Origin of the sequence: Paenibacillus favisporus, assembly GCF_040545415.1 — a bacterium.
Classification (GTDB): domain Bacteria; phylum Bacillota; class Bacilli; order Paenibacillales; family Paenibacillaceae; genus Paenibacillus_AQ; species Paenibacillus_AQ favisporus.
This window is the reverse complement of the sequence record NZ_JBEPLV010000008.1, coordinates 262,208-278,825: the sequence shown is the minus strand read 5'-3', so window position 1 is coordinate 278,825 and position 16,618 is coordinate 262,208. Positions and strand designations below refer to the sequence as shown.

The following is a 16,618-nucleotide window of genomic DNA, read 5'->3' as shown; positions in this document are numbered from 1 at the left end:
TATTCTTACCTCAGTATAACTCATTTTATAACGCTTTTATAGGGTTATTTGTTTATTTATCTTGGTCCTAATGATTTAATTGCAGTGATTTCACGTAACGTTCCTGTATCCACGACGTCCCACCAACTTAAGCTCCGCGAGGGGCTGGCCGCGGTGCGGTTAGTCGGTGCGGATGTGTCCGCCTAAGCCTGCTGCTCTGCTGATCTCCTTCAGGCGGACCGAGGGTCGTCAGACCCAATGCGTGAATATAATGTTAACTGAAGTCATCATCTCCTCAAGGACACACAGAAAAGATAGCCCCATATACCATTCTTGAGGCTCAGGAAGCTTAATACCTACAACCGTTTTTTAACCTACACTTATCAATAGTTTTTTGAGCAGCATGATCTGACCAATATGATATGCATTATGAATACATAAATTTGATACTACTCCCCACCAAGGAGCATTGAAATATGAGGGGATTTCTTTTATAAGTTTAAGATCTTCGCTTTCCTCAAGTGCCCTATTCCAACTTTCAAAGACTGTTTCAAGTCTCTGTAAGGTCTTCTTCCACTCAAAATCATTTATTGTATGTTGATTCACATAAAAAGTATCATCATTGTTTATTGAATTTTCTAATTCAAATTGTTCAACGTTATATCTCTCAAGCCACTTCTCATTCCAAAATATGAGATGATTCACGATCGACCAAATTGATTGTTCACTTTCACTTTTCCATGCAGCTTGTGTAGCATTTAAATCTTTTAAAATTTCATGGAGTGGAATGAACCAACTCTTATCGTTATAACAGGCGTTTAACTGGTCTATGAGAATAGATCTATAACTCATTCTTTTACCTCACTTTTCGATTAATCTTTCGGTTACTTCGGACGACGTTCCTGTATTCACGACGTCGAGAGGCTTAAACGACCGGAGGGAGTAGGTGTGTCAGCACTTAGGTCACGTCTAACGTTCTTGTATTCGTTAAATGACCCAACCTTAGATAGCGTTTATCTTAGGATGGGTAGTTTGTTGTCTGAGCTAATTCTATGATCATACATCAGACAACCGAGGGGTAGTAGCCACGCAGCGTGAATACATTGTTATCCGCCATTACTGTCTTCGAAACACCTAAAAACCATTGATCAAGATTCCAACTCTATTTCTTACTTTGGTATAAAAACTCAACTTCACCATCTAGCAAATATCGATATTCAAATAATTGCATTGTTCTTTCCCTAATTCTCCCCCGTATAACCGTGGTTAGGCTTACTGGTCCTTTTGATCCAAGATAACCGTTATAAATAAATGTCTCTTCTATAAATTTTGATTCCCTTAAGTGATACTGTAACCATTCTTTCTGCGATTCAATTAGTGCTTCTCTGGATTCTCTATCCAACTTAGAAAGAAGCGTTTTATATATTTGATTCAACTCTTTATCCCAAATCTCTGTATATTTGCTTTCAAATGCTCCCCATTCCAATGTTGTAATAATCTCTTTGGAATTTTGAAATTCATCAAATTCCACTTCATAATCATGATCTATAGGGTTACGAAGCATTTCATCATAAAATTCTCCTTTAGAATCAAGGTTCCCAATGCTCATGGATAACACTTCATTGTTAGAAGGATCTGATCGACCTTCAGTTGTTTCTTTCGATTCTCTTCCATTACCTGTACTCACTACATCAGGAGGCAGTTCAGAAATCCTTATTGATTTAGTTTCGCTGTCCAAGGTAGCCGATTGACTAATATTTTGACAAGATGAAAACACGATCGTAATAAAAAATAATAAGAGTATCTTACCTTTCATAAATGATCTCCTTAAATATTATCTTTAATATTTACCGGTAATGTCGCCTACGCTTTCCTTACCCACTCAGTATGCGACAGACATTCATATTACCCTCTGTACCTCCAATCGTATGCTATACTTCCAAATTATTCAATCCAAAAATCGGCCTGCGGACTCTGTATACGGCGGATATTTTTGATACCGACATGGGCGTACTATGCACCGTAACGGGCTTAACATTTCCCTTGCCTCTTTGATTTTTTTGTTAGTCGACCGCCCCCTATGTCCCTTATCCCCATTAAAAAAAGGCAGCCCCTCAGGGCTGCCTTCAGTTCTTCTCATACGTTCCGCATTCGTCATCAGCTTCATCCGAGTTTTTCAAGCTTTCCAGCTTTCAAACCCATTAATAATCTACTCCCGCTCAATCGTCACCAGCTGCTCGCTCTTATCCCAGTTCACCTTCGTGCCGAAGGCGTCGGCCACAAAACGCAGCGGCACGTACAGCGTGCTGTCGCGGTTGATCACCGGCTGGGTCAAGGTAACGGCTTTGCCGTCGATCGTCGCTTGCTTGGAGCCTTCCTTGATGACGATCTGGGTGCCTTTCAGGTCATCCACCATCGTCAACTGCTTCGTAGCCCCGTTCCATTTTAACTGAGCATCCAGTTGACCGGCCACATACTTGATCGGCACCATCGTCGTATTGTTCACGATAATGGCTTCCGGGTAGTACCAGTAGTCATCGTCTTCGCCATCTTGGCGCGTTGTCATCGAAATCTGCTTTTGCGTAATCTTCGCATCTTCCATCAAGAGACGGTACAGGTCGGATTTCGCATCGAGATGACGGATCACTTCACCTGGCGTCACGCCGATCAAGCTTGGTTCCCATACGCCTTTGGACGTGTCGACCTTGTTCACAGTCACCGGCTGGTTGACGTTCCACGTCTCCGACTGCGAGTGAACCTTCACCTGCTTCACAGGCACGCCTTCACCCTGCGGAATTTGGATCGTCAGGTCCATGTTCTGCTTGCGGATCTGCAGCTTGCTGTCCAGGAAGAAGTCCAGGGAAAGCACGGTATCCTTGCCAAGGATCACCGACATATCGGGTTCAGCCATCATTTCTTTGACGGTGTTGTCGTATTGAGGCAGGAACTCGTTCAGCGCCTTCAGCGCTTCATCGGTAAAATAAGTCACCGCCGCGTCTTTATCCTTCAGCACGCTTTCCGGCGTGCCGAACGCTGCAGCCATATCGCCCATGTCCTCACCGGACTGGCTAAACGTAGATTCAAAGATCGGATAGTAGACGTCGTAGACGGCCGCGATCATTTCTTTTAATCCTTCTTTATCCTGGGATACGCTGGTCAGGAAGCCTTTAACCAAGCCTGCCAGCTCATCCCCGCGAATGTCGATGTGCAGCTTCTGCAGCGACAGCGATTCGCCGTTCACTTTGTCAGTCACGGAGGACAGTGCGATCGAGGACGGGTTCGGAGCGTGCTTGATCAGGAAGCCGCCGACATCCTTCACCATTTTCAACGCGCTTTCGTTGGACATTTGAAGTCCAGTCATCGTGAGCCCTTCCATGCCTTCCATGCCGTTCAGCGGAATCACGACAGGTTGAGTCATGCCTTCAAGAGACAAGGCCAGGTTGTCCTTATCTACGGACAGATGGAACGGAATTTGCTTGCCGTTAACCTTCACGGCGCCTTCAATCGATCCGGTGTTTGGATCCTGCGTACGAGCCGAGTCAATCGTGAGCGAGATCGAGTTGATCAGGTCGATCATCTGCTTATCTTCTGCCGACAGCCCGCTATCCGCAGGCACCAGTTCAAGCGACATCGAGGACTTCGCTTCGGACGATTTGACATCCAGGGTACTGAGCACCGCTTTGTTGACGTCCAGGCCGCCAACGGCCTGACAGCCTGCCAGCACAATCAGCATGATGGCCAGTCCGAGCGCCAATCCCCATTTGAAACGCTTCTTCATCAGTTTACCTCCCCAATATGTATGTATGGAAAAAATTCCATTTTATATAGTATGCCAGCAGGTAACACCGGATGTAAAGAACATTTCAAACCGTATATATTTAACGCGGCATTTACGATATAATGAACATCATAAACGAGGTGAAGAAGCATGCAATCAAGTCCTTTGTGCCCCAAATTGGAAAAAGGGATGGAAATTATCAACCGGCGCTGGACCAGCCTGATCATCCATCAGCTGCTGAGCGGCCCGAAGCGTTTTTGCACCATTGAATCCTCCCTGCCGATCAGCGGCCGGTTATTGTCGGAGCGGCTTAAGGATTTAGAGCAGGACGGTGTCGTCCGGAGAGAGGTTTTTCCGGAAACGCCGGTGCGAATCGAATATTCCTTGACCGAGAAGGGCATGGCACTCGAACCAGTCATCCGGGGAATCGAGCTCTGGTCCGAGCAATGGGTCACGATTGATAATGCGGACTCCACGCCCGCCGAAGCTGCCAAGTGCTGCGAAGCGAAGCCTGCCTGCGACGAGGACCTTTAATACGTACGGATTGGACCAACGCCCTCATCATCACACACAACAAAAGGCGCCTGCTGCATGCAGAGCGCCTTTTCGATATTCCTGCCTTTATTATGGATAATGAGCCGCCATTGCCTCCGGGCTTACTATACTTTGCGCCCAACGATGACCAAATCCCGTTCCACGCCATCCAGCTCGGCCACGCCCGGCAGCACGCCCCAATCCTCAAAGCCATAGCGGCGCAGCAGCTTCAGGCTCGGTTCGTTATGACCGAACACAAAACCCACCAGCCGGTTCAGTCCGAAGCGTGGAGCTTCGGCCAGCGCCTTTTCCAGTAAAATCCGGCCGACGCCCGCCCCGCGGCACTCTTCCGCCACGTAAATGCTGATCTCCGCCGTCGCGTTATAGGCTGCCCGCCCATAAAAAGACTGGAAGCTGAGCCAGGCCACAACCTTCCCTTCGGAACGCATGACCCACAGCGGACGGTGATGGCTGTTATGCTCATGGAACCAGGCCAGCCGGCTCTCGACCGTCACAGGCTCCAGATCCGCGGTCACCATTCTGCCCGCTACTGTCGTGTTGTAGATATCGACCACCGCCTGCAAATCCTCCAGCGCGGCGTCTTCAATGATGTAATGTTGTTGCGTCGTCATCTGCCCTGTTCAGCCTCCTACCGCTTGTCTACGAATCGTTATTTTCTATTGTAAAAGAATCCGAGAATCTGTGCTATAGGAAGCTTTTGACGATGCACTCATCTGTCCAGTCCCACCATCTGCTCGCTCCAAGCCCACAAGCGTTTTGCACTCTCCCGGTCGGCTGCTTTGGACTTCAGCGCCTGCTGCTTTTTCCGGTAAAAATATTTCCCGCTTACGCCCGCAACCTCCGGCGAAGCTGCCAGGTAAATGGCGGTGTCCGCCCCCTGCTCCGGCGTCAAGAACATGGGCTTCAGCGCGGCCAGCACCCGCTTGCCAAAGCCCGTATCGCGGTTCACCCCGATTTGAGTCGCGACGGCGCCGGGATGGACGCAGTTCGCGGTGACCCGGGTGTCTTTCAGCCGCTCGGCCAGCTCCACCGTGAACAAAATGTTCGCGAGCTTCGACTGGGCGTACGCCTTGATCGGATTAAAGCGGCGAGACAAAAACGGATCGTCAAAATGGATGCTGCCGGCCTTATATGCTCCGGATGCAACGACCACGATTCTTCCCTGCTCCGCGGCGGTCAGCCGGTCCAGCAGCAAGTTGGTCAGCAGAAAATGACCCAGGTGGTTCACGCCAATGTCCATTTCGAAGCCGTCGCGGGTTAGCTGTCTTTTCAGCATAACTACTCCCGCGTTGTTGACCAGCACATCCAGCACCGGATAACGCGCCTTGAACGCCTCCGCAAAGCGGCGGATACTCGCCAGATCACCCAAATCGCACAGCATCAGCTCAATCGCCTCCGAGCCGCTCCGGCGGATAGCCTCCTGCAGCGCAGCTTGGCCGCGCGACTCGCTCCGGCACACCATAATAACGTGCGCTCCCTGCTTCGCCAGTTCGACCGTCGTCGCCAGTCCCATACCGGAGTTGGCGCCTGTCACGACCACCGTTTTTTGCTCCATGCTCACCCTGATCCCTCCCTTTTCGCGTACAGCTTTTCTAAAATACTAGCACACAGGCAAGGGAAAGCGTAGATGGTTCTGCTGAATTCCTCCCCTCTTCTTTCCGCATAGGCAGCGCCATTATATACGGCTTTTCCGCAGGCTCATACTAGAGAGGCATCCTGCAGGACCTGGCCATAACGGACAGCATTTTGCAGCATCAAGACTCGAGGCACTTTCAAGAACTGCTTTTTCTTTTTGCAGATGAGAGGTTTATAATAGAAGCAATCCATACTTTCACATTAAAAAACATAGGAGGTGTACCGGATTTATCCGGGAAATGATGCAAATCGGACATCAGATCGTATCCATTGAGCTGTTTGCCCAACCGACGGCCGAGCAGCCTGCTTACCAGCCAGTCCTGCTGTGGGATGAAACCGGGGCCACGCTCGTCGACACTGGCAATGTCGGCCAGTTCGACCAGGTCCAGAAAGCAATCTCCGAAGCCGGTCTCACCCTGAACGATATCAAGCGCGTCATCCTCACGCACCAGGACATCGACCATATCGGCAACGTATCCCGCCTGCTTGAAGCTAATCCCGACATCGAGATCTGGGCCCATGAAGACGATATTCCCGTCATCACCGGACAAGAGCCGCTGATCAAGGTCACGCCAGAGCGTCTCGCCCAAATGCCCGAAGCGGCCCGGGAGGCAATTCAAAACGTTCTCGACGAGCGTTCCTCCATTTCCATCAGCCGGGTGCTGCATGACGGGGATCATCTGGAGCTGCACGGCGGCATTCAAGTAATCCATACACCAGGGCATACACCGGGGCATATTTGTCTGTACCTTCCCAAAGAAAAGCTGCTGCTCGCAGCCGATGAGCTGACCATTCGCGAGGGCGAACTGCAGGGACCGATACCCGGTTTCACGCCGAATATGGCGCAGGCCATCGAAAGCATGGGCAAGCTGGCCGATCTGCCGCTGGATGGAGTGTTCTGCTACCACGGCGGCTTGTACGACAAGTCACCGAACGAACGCATCCGGGAGATCATTCAAAGTCACCGGTAACCCATACGTCTATCGAAGTCATTGCATTGAAAATGGCCGCGTTTAAAGAAAATTCTCGAGCCGCGTAACCATAGGATTGAAGTGATACGGGGAGCCTGGATCGGGCAGTTCGATCAACGAGCAATCGAGCAATCGAGCCATCGGGCAATCGGACAACAACATTGACGGACACGGCCTGCCCACCAGCCCCCTCTACATAAGAAAGGATGAATAACCATGAGCAACCGAATCACCGCCTTGGAAAAGGCCATGAACGAACACGGCCTCGACAGCCTGCTCGTTACCGACCCTAAGCATGTTTATTACTTGACCGGTTTTGCCAGCAACCCGCATGAACGGTTTCTCGGCCTGCTGTTGACCCGCGGCGAACAGCCGCTCCTGATTGTTCCGGCACTTGATGCCGAGGCCGCCCAGGCCGCATCCTCGGTAAAAAACATCATCACGCATGCCGACACGGACAATCCGTACGACCTGCTTCGGCAGCAGTTCAAGAACACGATCGGCACGCTCGGCATCGAAAAGGAACAAATCAGCGTGGCGCGCTACGAACAGCTGCAGCAGTCGGTTGGCGCCGGGCAGTACGAAGATATCGGTCCGCTGCTGCGCGCGATGCGCGTCAGCAAGACGCCGGAGGAAATCCAGCGCATGAAGCATGCGATTGACCTGATCGAAGAAGTGCTGCGGCAGGGCCTCTCCCGCGTGAAGCCGGGTGTGACCGAGATCGAAATCGTCGCCGAGCTCGAATATTTAATGAAGAAACTCGGTGCGGACGGTCCTTCGTTCGACACGATGGTGCTGACTGGACCGAAGACGGCGCTCCCTCACGGCACGCCAGGTCAGACCAAGATCCAGTCCGGCGACCTGCTCATGTTTGACATGGGCGTCTACGCCAACGGCTACGCTTCCGATATCACCCGAACGTTTGCGGTCGGCGACATTTCGCCGGAGCTGACGAAGATTTACAATACCGTGCTGGAAGCCAACCTGCAGGGCATTCAGGCGATCAAGCCGGGCGTGACGCTGGCTTCCATCGACCAGGCTGCCCGCCAAGTAACGGAAGACGCAGGCTACGGCCAGTACTTCATGCACCGTCTCGGGCACGGCCTCGGCATGGATGTCCACGAGTATCCGTCCGTGCACGGCGGCAATACCGACTTGGCGCAGCCGGGAATGGTCTTCACCGTGGAGCCGGGCATCTACGTGCCGGGACTGGGCGGAGTACGGATCGAAGACGATATCGTCGTCACCGACAACGGCGTTGAAGTCTTGACCTCGTATCCGAAAGAATTAACGGTTATCGGCGATTAATGCCTTATGAAACGGCAAAACCGGAAGAACCCTTCGACAGATGGATCTTCCGGTTTTATTGTGCTGCAACCATTCAGCTTATCTATTGAACAGCGGCAATCATACAGTGGCCGTCTGCTCTGCTTAATCCTCGTCCTTGAATTTGAAATCGCGGGCGATATATAGAAACGGCGTTCCCACCGCGGTCAGCACGAACTTGATCAGATACGTCGTCACGAATATTTCAATCCATACAGAGAGCTCGTAACGCGGACCGGCAAAAGCAATCGTACAGAAAATAAGCGTGTCCACCAGCGAGCTGATCATCGTGCTGCCGTTGTTGCGGATCCAGAACTGGTTCCGCTTGCCGAACAGCTTCCGCAGCCAGGCATACAGGCGCACGTCCAGGAACTGGCTGACGAAGTAAGCCGTCAAGCTTCCCAGCGCCAGGCGCGGCATCAGGCCGAAGATGTTCTGCAGCGATTCCTGCGCGAGATCGCTCTCGTCCGGCGTAAAGAACAGCGCCATCTGCATCAGCAGCGTCGTCATCAGCAGTGTGAAAAAGCCGAACCACACCGCCTTCTGCGCTTCCTTCCGGCCGTATTTTTCGTTCAGCAGGTCACTGGTCATATACAAACTGACATACATCGTGTTGCCCAGCGTCAGGACGATGCCGAAAATATCGATCGTCTTCGTCACCTGAATGTTCGCGATCACCGTCGCGACCCCGATCCAGGCGTACAGCCCCTTTTTGCCGAATAAACGGTAGCACAGCAGGTACAGCGAAAAATTAACAAGTACGAACAAAATACCCCACAACAAATTGTACACTCGTGTTCCTCCTAGTTTTGATTACGCGGGATGGTTGCGAACCGCGGTTTTGGGGTCTTTGTCTATTCTTTCAAACCCAAAACATGTACTACTGTATCACACGGAAACGGAAGTTGCCATGTTTTTTTCTGGGACCGGAAATGTCTTGGGCAGGCTCCGGGAACCGCCGGGAGGCACTGCTGCAAACAAAAACTGCCCACGTTCCGGCGTTCGCAGTCGGCATGGGCAGTCTCTTCAATGTCGCATATATAATGGATCACACTCGTTCATCGTCCTGAATAAGGCACAAGCACGGCTTTACTGCACGTCCGAGTTGGTGAAATACAGCGTCTGCGGTCCGGCCGCTCCACCGGTCAGGCTCAGCTCGGCCGCGATCGTTTTGCCCTTTTTGTTCACCGTAAATTCAGTAAACTTCCAGGCGTTCTGATAGTTTACGAACGGCGACTGCAGCAGATCCTTGCCCCAGCCGATCACGTAGTGGCCTGCGCCGCCGGAGGGGTTATCGTACACGGAAATAGTCCGTTTGACGTCCAAATCGTTGTTGATGGCAACGCTGAGGTTGTACATGACCCCATAGTTGCCGTTGTTGATGACGGTTCCGCCGTCCACCGCGTTCCAGCCTTCCTCATACTCACCCGGCATGCTGTCGCTCCACGGACCGCTCGCCGCTGAGGAAATGCGGATCAATGAATTGCCGCTCGACGTATTGTAGTCCAATGTACCGGTTCGGTCCGCATGAGGGAATGTCCCGCGCACGTGCACATCCTTCGGCAGAATCGGTACGTCCAATGGGTTAGCCGGCTGCTCTTTATAGCCCAGCGTCGTTACCGTGACGGTCGCATCCCCATGCCCTTGCTGCGTATACGCGGCAAAATTAGCGATGCCGCTGGCGGTGTGCGTATTTTCCGCGAGGGCGGTCAAGTAATAGCTCTCACCCGGCTGCAGGATCGCTTCCTGCTTCTGGGCTGCACGATTGCTCATAAAATCAGCCAAGGCCATCTGACCGGCGACGTCCGGATAATAATCCGTCGCAAGCCCGATCCCCTCCGAGAACAGCATGACAGGCTCGTCGGACGTGTTGGTCACAGCCACGGCCACGGTCAGCGGCTCGCCGGTCATATTTTGATGATGCCAAAATACGCGGAACGATCCGGTCACCGCATCCCTGTAGTAAGCGCCTTCAACTTTAGGGGATTCCGGGGAGTCGCTCAGGATCAGGGATCCGCCCGTTCCCGTCAGCACCGGTTTCACCATGGGGACCGCCGGTTTCAGCGTCTCAATCGGTACCAGCTCCGTGTCGTCCGCAAAAGCCGCAGCCGATCCGGACAGCAGCAGCGTGCCCAGCAGGCCGATGTTCAGCAGCCATTTCGTCTTTTTCATGCTCATTCCCTCCTGAATTTGTAAGAGTATCCTTCCAGGTGGCGATCGTGAGATGTCATTTCGGATGGTTAACATGTTCGCGAAGGTGCGGTGTTTTCCTTTTTTTAGGGACTGCGGCCAAAGGCTCATTTCTTGGGATTGTTTCGTGACGAATCTATTTTGCCCGATGGTGCGGGGCTCCCAAACATCTCAGCACTGTTAAAGCCTTGCTGCGGCACGTATCCTTTCTCCGCGGCCCCTCCCCGCCCTGAGGACATTTCGCTTGGGTTCGCCAGCCAGTCCTTTGGTCGCAGAAAATAACGCCGAATGGTCTAGATTTTTATTGCAATCTAAAAATGCCGATCCTCTTAAGCTCATACTTTCTCATATCAAAAAAAGAAACCAAAGCCCGCAAAGGCTTTGGTTTCTTCGGACGCGTCCGCAAGCTTACGCATGCGCCGAGTCAAGTTCGACATGGTTGTTGTTAAACGTATCCTGGTCGTTCTCTTTCAAAATTTTGCTCGAGATCAGACCGGCCGTGATCGAGTCGTTGACGTTCAGCGCCGTGCGTCCCATGTCGATCAGCGGTTCAACCGAGATCAGGAGACCGGCGAGCGCCACCGGCAGGTTCATCGTGGACAGCACGATCAGGGATGCGAAGGTGGCACCGCCGCCGACGCCGGCAACCCCGAAGGAACTGATGGTTACGATCAGAATCAGTTTAATAATGAAATCCCAGCTTGTCGGATCGATGCCGACCGTCGGTGCGATCATCACCGCCAGCATCGCCGGATAAATACCGGCGCAGCCGTTCTGGCCGATTGTGGCACCGAAGGTTGCCGACAGGTTGGCGATCCCTTCCGATACCCCAAGCTTCTTCGTCTGAGTTTCCACGTTCAGCGGGATGGTTGCCGCACTGGAACGGGAAGTGAACGCGAAGACGAGCGTCGGGAAAACTTTGCGTACGTATTGGATCGGGTTGAACCCGAACAGTGTAATCAGAATCAGATGAATGATAAACATGACGATCAGGGCCACATACGAAGCGCCGACAAACTTGGCCAGCTTCAGAATCTCATCGATATTCGTGGTAGCGGTCGTCTTCGTGATCAAGGCCAGGATGCCGTATGGCGTCAGCCTGAGCACCAGTGTAACGATCCGCAGGACCACCGCATAGACCGCTTCGACCATTTTGCGGAAGGTAGCCGCCTGCTCCGGTTTTTTACGGTCAATACCGAGAACGGCAACTCCGATAAAGGCCGAGAAAATAACGACAGCCAGCGTCGAGGAGCGGCGTGCTCCGGTCATATCCGCGAACGGATTCGTCGGAATGAATTCCAGCACCTGCTGCGGGATCGATTTGTCCTTCACGTCTCCCACTTTTTCTTCCAGCTTCTGACCTTGAGCTTGCTCGCGGTCACCCGCTTGAATCTCAATCGCCTTCAGGTTAAAGGACAAGCTGGTTACGATACTTACCGAAGCTGCAATCGCTACGGTGATGAGCAGAACAGCGATGATCGAGCCGCTCATTTTGCCAAGGTTCTGTCTGCCCTTCAGGTTCATGATCGCCGAAATGATCGAAACCATGATCAGCGGGATGACGACCATTTGTAACAAGCCGACATAGCCGCTGCCGACAAGGCTGAACCAGTCGGTAGACTTGCTGACGACCTCCGATTGCGTGCCGAAGGCCCATTGAAGGATAAATCCGAAAATAATACCGAGCGCAAGGCCGGTAAATACGCGTTTCGTGAACGATACGTGCTTCTTCTGCATCCAGATCAACAGGCCGATCAGGATGAGCATCACAACGACGTTCACCACAGTCCAAAGTGTGTCCATCTCTCTTTCGTTCTCCCCTCTTATAACAATAATGTTAACGCCTGTCCCTGCGGCTTGCCCGCGGGCAGGTCGCTTGCTTTTTTGGGCAATCTGTGAAACTGGACTTTAGTGTAGCATAATTCATACTATTTGGGTAGGGTTAATTTCATGTTAGAATTTGCTGTAAAAAAAGAAAAAAGAAGCCATTCGCCAAGTGTACTTCGGAATGACTTCTATTTATTACCCGCATCCTGCTCAAAACTATACCGTCTTGGCGGATATTCCCATGATTTGATACACCTGCTCCAGATCGAGATGCTCTCTGACGAGCGACGCAACCCGGTCAAACTCCTGCTCTTTCAGCCCCGATGCGGAGAACGTCTCCTTCACCGGGCGGAGCCCTTTGCTCTCGCGGATCCGGTCGAGCCATAAACGGCGAAGCCGGTCGTTATGAAACACGCCGTGCAGATAAGTTCCCCAGATCCGCCCGTCCAGCGTCCCCCAGCCTTCGGCGGCCGGCTGCTCTCCGTCCGGCCCCAGCTTAAACACCGGGGCCATCTGCTCCCCTTTCAGGCTGCGGCTCTGCCCCATATGGATTTCGTATCCTTCAACGGAAATCGGTTCGCCGGCGGCCAGCAGGCATCGGCTCTCTGCGGACAGCAGCAGAGGGGAATGGTCCGCAACCCGGCCGGTCACCCGGACCGTGCGCTTCTCCTTCGCAAACGTCGTCGCGACCGGCAAATAGCCGAGTCCCTCCTCCTCCCGGGCCACGCCGCCATCGGCGGCGTCCGGATCATGCAGCATTTTGCCGAGCATCTGGTACCCTCCGCAGATGCCGGCCAGCTGCGCATCGCCCGATTCGACGGCTGCGGCGATCGCCAGATCGAAGCCCTGGCTGCGGAGATACTGCAGGTCCCCGATCGTATCCTTCGTCCCTGGCAAGATGATCACATCCGGATGACCGAGATCAGCCGCCTTGGTAATAAAGCGGACCCGGACATCCCTTTCCTCCTGCAGCGGATCAAAGTCGGTGAAGTTGGAAATGCGCGGATAGCGGATGACGGCAATGTCGATGTCCGCTTCCGGGCTGGACTGCCCTTTGGCGGTCAGCTCATCCAGCACGACGGAATCCTCGGCCTCGATGCGGATGTCCGGGATATACGGAAGCACGCCCAGCACCGGAATGCCGGTCCGCTCCTCCAGCCAGTCCAGCCCCGGCTGCAGCAGGGACAAGTCCCCCCGGAACTTGTTGATGATAAAACCTTTCACCCGCTGCCGCTCGTGCGGCTCCAGCAGTTCTAAAGTACCCACCAGGAACGCGAACACGCCGCCCCGGTCGATGTCCGCAACGAGCAGCACGGGCGCATCGGCCCAGCCGGCCAGGTTCATATTGACGATGTCACGGTCCTTCAGATTAATCTCGGCAGGGCTGCCTGCGCCTTCCATCACGACGATATCGTACTGCCCGCGCAGCCTGTCGAGGGCTTCCAGCACCGTGTCCTTCGCTTCCGGCAGAAAGCGGCTGCGGTAATCGGTCGCGCTCATGTGTGCCAGCGGGCGCCCGTGAACGACGATCTGCGAATGCATATCGCCCGTCGGCTTGATCAGGATCGGGTTCATATCGGTGGTCGCCTCGATCCCGCAGGCTTCGGCCTGCATCCCCTGCGCCCGTCCGATTTCCTTGCCGTCCGCGGTCACGTAGGAATTCAGCGCCATATTTTGCGACTTGAACGGTGCCGTGCGGTATCCGTCCTGCACGAAGATGCGGCAGAGCGCCGCGGTCACGACGCTTTTGCCGACGTCCGAAGCCGTTCCCTGCAGCATCAGCACGGCTCCCGGTGAGCCGTCATTCCGTGTTGTATCGGTTAATTCCATCGCGTCTGCCTCCTAGTCAAAAACGGTAGATGAGTATGGTCAGCACGAGCAGAAGCACCGTCTCAATGCCCTCGTTCAGCGCGCCGTAGGTGTCGCCAGTTAAGCCGCCGAGCTTGGCGTTCATCCGCCGCCCGGCCCACCATCCGGCAGCCCATGCCGCCAAAGGAAGCAGCAGCCAGGCTAATCCGGCATGGAGCCAGGTGATGCCTCTATAGCTCCAGATCCCGGCAGGTCCGTAGGGAAGCAGCGGAGACAGCAGCGCCGCGATCAGGGTGAGCCCTGCCGCCAGCAGGAAGGACTCCATGCTCTGCTTCCGGGTCATGCCATTGAAATAACTGCCCGCCAGTCCCTCTTTGCCCCGCGCCATCGGCCAGGAAGCCATCGCATGGACCATGAACCAGCGGCTCCATACCGGCGGCAGCAGCAGAAGCAGCGGCGGGAGGCCGCCGAGCAGCAGCGAGTAAATCAGCGATGCCTTCAGCAGCAGGAGCAGCACGCAGGCCATGACGCCCATGGCCCCGACCCGGCTGTCCTTCATGATCTCCAGCATCCGCTCCCGCGAGCGGTAGCTGAGCAAGCCGTCCGCCGTGTCCATCCAGCCGTCGAGATGCAGGCCTCCGGTCAGGCCGACCCACAGGATCAGCATGAGCACGGCGGCAGGAAGCGGCGGAAGCAGATACGAAGCGGCCGCTCCGCCGATCCAGACGGTCAAGCCGACCGCCAGCCCGACCAGTGGATAGAAGCGCGTACTCCGCCGAAATAGCTCTGGCGTATAATCCAGGGTCATCTTGACCGGAAAACGGGTCAGAAATTGAAAAGCGGCCGCAGCCGCCTGAACGTTCATTTTCATAGGTGATACTCCCTGCTCTTCAGCTCGATCGGAATGCCGGCCGTCACCAGAAAAACCTGGTCGCTGATGGCCGCTACCTTGCGGTTCAAGATGCCCGCATAATCGCGGAACACCCGGCCCAGCCGGTATTCCGGCACGATGCCGTCGCCGACCTCATTGGTGACCAGCACCAGCGGAGCGGGATACGCCTGAATCTGCTCCACGAGTTGGTTGATGGCTTCCATGAGGCGCGGTTCCATATCCTCCTCGCCCTCATGCGCCAGGAGCGTATTGGACAGCCACAAGGTCAGGCAGTCCACCAGTACGGCCGGTGCGCGATCTTCCGAGGGTGAAGCAGCGCCAGCAGGATCAGCCTGCGCGGTGCGCAGCGCCTGCAGCAGCTCGGCCAGCCGCAGCGGCTCCTCCCGGGTCTCCCAGGGATACGCCGCTTCGGTGCGCTGCTGCCGATGGAGGGCGATCCGCTCCTCCATCTCCCGGTCAAAGGCCTGCGCCGTCGCCACGTACACTGCCTGCCGGGCGTGGGCCATCATCCAGCGCTCCGCAAAGGAGCTCTTGCCGCTGCGGGCGCCGCCCGTTACGAGTACGCTCACTCGGACGTCACCGCCTCGCCGCCGGAGATGCCGGCGCTTTCGAAGGTGGCCATCTCGCGAACGATGCGGCACGCCGCGTCCACCAGCGTCAGGCCGAGCACGCCGCCGGTGCCTTCGCCGATGCGCATGTCCAAGTCAAGCATCGGCGCCAGCCCGAGCTCCTGCAGCAGCAGGCGGTGCCCCTGCTCATGCGAGGCGTGGGACGCGATCATGTATTCCGCGGCCAGCGGAGAGATTGCCCGCGCAAGCAGAGCGGCGGCGCTCGAAATGAACCCGTCGATGACCACGGGACATCGATGGGCGGCCGCGCCGAGGATGACGCCGGCCAGGCCGCCGATTTCGAGCCCGCCGACCTTGGCGAGCACACCGATCGGGTCGGCAGCGTCCGGCGCGTTGACGGCGAGCGCCTTCTCGATGACGCCGATCTTATGAAGCAGGCGCTCGTCGGTCAGGCCTGTCCCGCGTCCGGCCGCCTCCTTGACCGGCGTGCCGGTCAGCGCGCACATGACGGCCGAGCTGGCCGTCGTGTTGCCGATGCCCATTTCGCCGGTAACGAAGATGCGGACGCCTTGCGCCACCGCTTCCTCGACGACGGCGATGCCGGTCAGAATCGACTGCTCTGCTTCCTCGCGGCTCATCGCCGGTCCCTTGGCCATATTGGCCGTCCCGTACCGCACCTTGCGGGACACCAGCTGCGGATGGGCCAGGTCGCTCTTCACCCCGATGTCGACGCAGACGATGTCCGCGCCGGCCTGCCGCGACAGCACGTTGACCGCTGCGCCTCCAGCGAGAAAATTGAGGATCATCTGCGGCGTCACTTCCTGTGGGAAGGCGCTGACACCTTCCTCGCACACCCCATGGTCCGCGGCCATAATGATAACCTCTTTGCGCTCGAACAGCGGCTTCGTCTCGCCGGTTATGCCGGCCAGGCGGATTGCCAGCGACTCCAGCTTGCCGAGGCTGCCCGGCGGTACCGTCAGGTTGGCGATATGGGCTGCCGCCTCCTTCGACGCGGTCTCATCCAGGGGCTGAATCCGCTCCACGTACTGCTTCAAAAGTTCGTTCATCTTGCATCTACTCCCTCTCT

Annotated in this window: 15 protein-coding genes; 3 read left to right on the top strand and 12 right to left on the bottom strand. The window is 55.0% G+C overall.

What is annotated here, in order from left to right:
- Positions 1–348 precede the first annotated feature (348 nt).
- The 3 genes from ABID47_RS29955 to ABID47_RS29945 all read right to left on the bottom strand — a co-directional run bounded on the left by ABID47_RS29955 (position 349) and on the right by ABID47_RS29945 (position 3,757).
- Entirely contained in the window at positions 349–831 is a 483-nt protein-coding gene (locus tag ABID47_RS29955) for a DinB family protein (RefSeq protein ID WP_354502425.1), read from the bottom strand.
- Positions 832–1,141: 310 nt separating this feature from the next.
- Positions 1,142–1,795 carry a lysozyme inhibitor LprI family protein gene (locus ABID47_RS29950; RefSeq protein WP_354502423.1) on the bottom strand — a complete coding sequence of 218 codons (654 nt, stop codon included), beginning with the start codon at positions 1,793–1,795 and terminating at the stop codon, positions 1,142–1,144.
- A gap of 393 nt (positions 1,796–2,188) precedes the next feature.
- A complete protein-coding gene (locus ABID47_RS29945) occupies positions 2,189–3,757 on the bottom strand; it encodes a copper amine oxidase N-terminal domain-containing protein (RefSeq protein WP_354502421.1) in 1,569 nt (522 codons plus the stop codon).
- A gap of 150 nt (positions 3,758–3,907) precedes the next feature.
- Between ABID47_RS29945 and ABID47_RS29940 the strand changes: the two genes are divergently transcribed.
- A complete protein-coding gene (locus ABID47_RS29940) occupies positions 3,908–4,291 on the top strand; it encodes a winged helix-turn-helix transcriptional regulator (protein ID WP_084204047.1) in 384 nt (127 codons plus the stop codon).
- A gap of 125 nt (positions 4,292–4,416) precedes the next feature.
- On the opposite strand, the gene ABID47_RS29935 is transcribed toward ABID47_RS29940, so the two are convergent.
- On the bottom strand, positions 4,417–4,923 hold the full coding sequence (locus ABID47_RS29935) for a GNAT family N-acetyltransferase (protein ID WP_089545564.1): 507 nt from the start codon (positions 4,921–4,923) through the stop codon (positions 4,417–4,419).
- 98 nt (positions 4,924–5,021) lie between these two features.
- Positions 5,022–5,867, bottom strand: coding sequence for an SDR family oxidoreductase (locus ABID47_RS29930; protein WP_354502755.1), 846 nt, complete (start codon positions 5,865–5,867; stop codon positions 5,022–5,024).
- 319 nt (positions 5,868–6,186) lie between these two features.
- Between ABID47_RS29930 and ABID47_RS29925 the strand changes: the two genes are divergently transcribed.
- Together ABID47_RS29925 and ABID47_RS29920 are read left to right on the top strand one after the other, a co-directional pair.
- Positions 6,187–6,918: an MBL fold metallo-hydrolase gene (locus tag ABID47_RS29925; RefSeq protein WP_354502418.1), complete on the top strand. Its 732-nt coding sequence runs from the start codon at positions 6,187–6,189 to the stop codon at positions 6,916–6,918.
- Between the two features lie 216 nt (positions 6,919–7,134).
- Positions 7,135–8,226 (top strand): M24 family metallopeptidase, encoded by a 1,092-nt coding sequence (locus tag ABID47_RS29920; RefSeq protein WP_354502416.1) that lies wholly within the window; start codon positions 7,135–7,137, stop codon positions 8,224–8,226.
- 123 nt (positions 8,227–8,349) lie between these two features.
- Here ABID47_RS29920 and ABID47_RS29915 read toward each other — a convergent pair whose 3' ends face one another.
- From ABID47_RS29915 to cobT, 7 genes are all read right to left on the bottom strand, one after another.
- Positions 8,350–9,036, bottom strand: coding sequence for a queuosine precursor transporter (locus ABID47_RS29915; RefSeq protein ID WP_212982549.1), 687 nt, complete (start codon positions 9,034–9,036; stop codon positions 8,350–8,352).
- A gap of 297 nt (positions 9,037–9,333) precedes the next feature.
- On the bottom strand, positions 9,334–10,416 hold the full coding sequence (locus tag ABID47_RS29910; RefSeq protein ID WP_354502414.1) for a hypothetical protein: 1,083 nt from the start codon (positions 10,414–10,416) through the stop codon (positions 9,334–9,336).
- Between the two features lie 426 nt (positions 10,417–10,842).
- The gene (locus tag ABID47_RS29905) at positions 10,843–12,237 is read right to left on the bottom strand and encodes an L-cystine transporter (RefSeq protein WP_076173412.1); all 1,395 of its coding nucleotides are present in this window, start codon (positions 12,235–12,237) and stop codon (positions 10,843–10,845) included.
- 240 nt (positions 12,238–12,477) lie between these two features.
- Positions 12,478–14,091, bottom strand: a complete 1,614-nt coding sequence (locus ABID47_RS29900) for a cobyric acid synthase (RefSeq protein WP_354502412.1) — start codon at positions 14,089–14,091, stop codon at positions 12,478–12,480.
- Between the two features lie 16 nt (positions 14,092–14,107).
- Positions 14,108–14,941 carry an adenosylcobinamide-GDP ribazoletransferase gene (gene cobS, locus ABID47_RS29895; protein ID WP_354502410.1) on the bottom strand — a complete coding sequence of 278 codons (834 nt, stop codon included), beginning with the start codon at positions 14,939–14,941 and terminating at the stop codon, positions 14,108–14,110.
- Positions 14,938–15,531, bottom strand: coding sequence for a bifunctional adenosylcobinamide kinase/adenosylcobinamide-phosphate guanylyltransferase (cobU, locus tag ABID47_RS29890; protein ID WP_354502408.1), 594 nt, complete (start codon positions 15,529–15,531; stop codon positions 14,938–14,940). Before cobU ends, cobS begins: the two co-directional genes overlap by 4 nt.
- On the bottom strand, positions 15,528–16,598 hold the full coding sequence (gene cobT, locus ABID47_RS29885; protein WP_354502406.1) for a nicotinate-nucleotide--dimethylbenzimidazole phosphoribosyltransferase: 1,071 nt from the start codon (positions 16,596–16,598) through the stop codon (positions 15,528–15,530). The genes cobU and cobT overlap by 4 nt, the downstream gene beginning before the upstream one ends.
- Positions 16,599–16,618 lie beyond the last annotated feature (20 nt).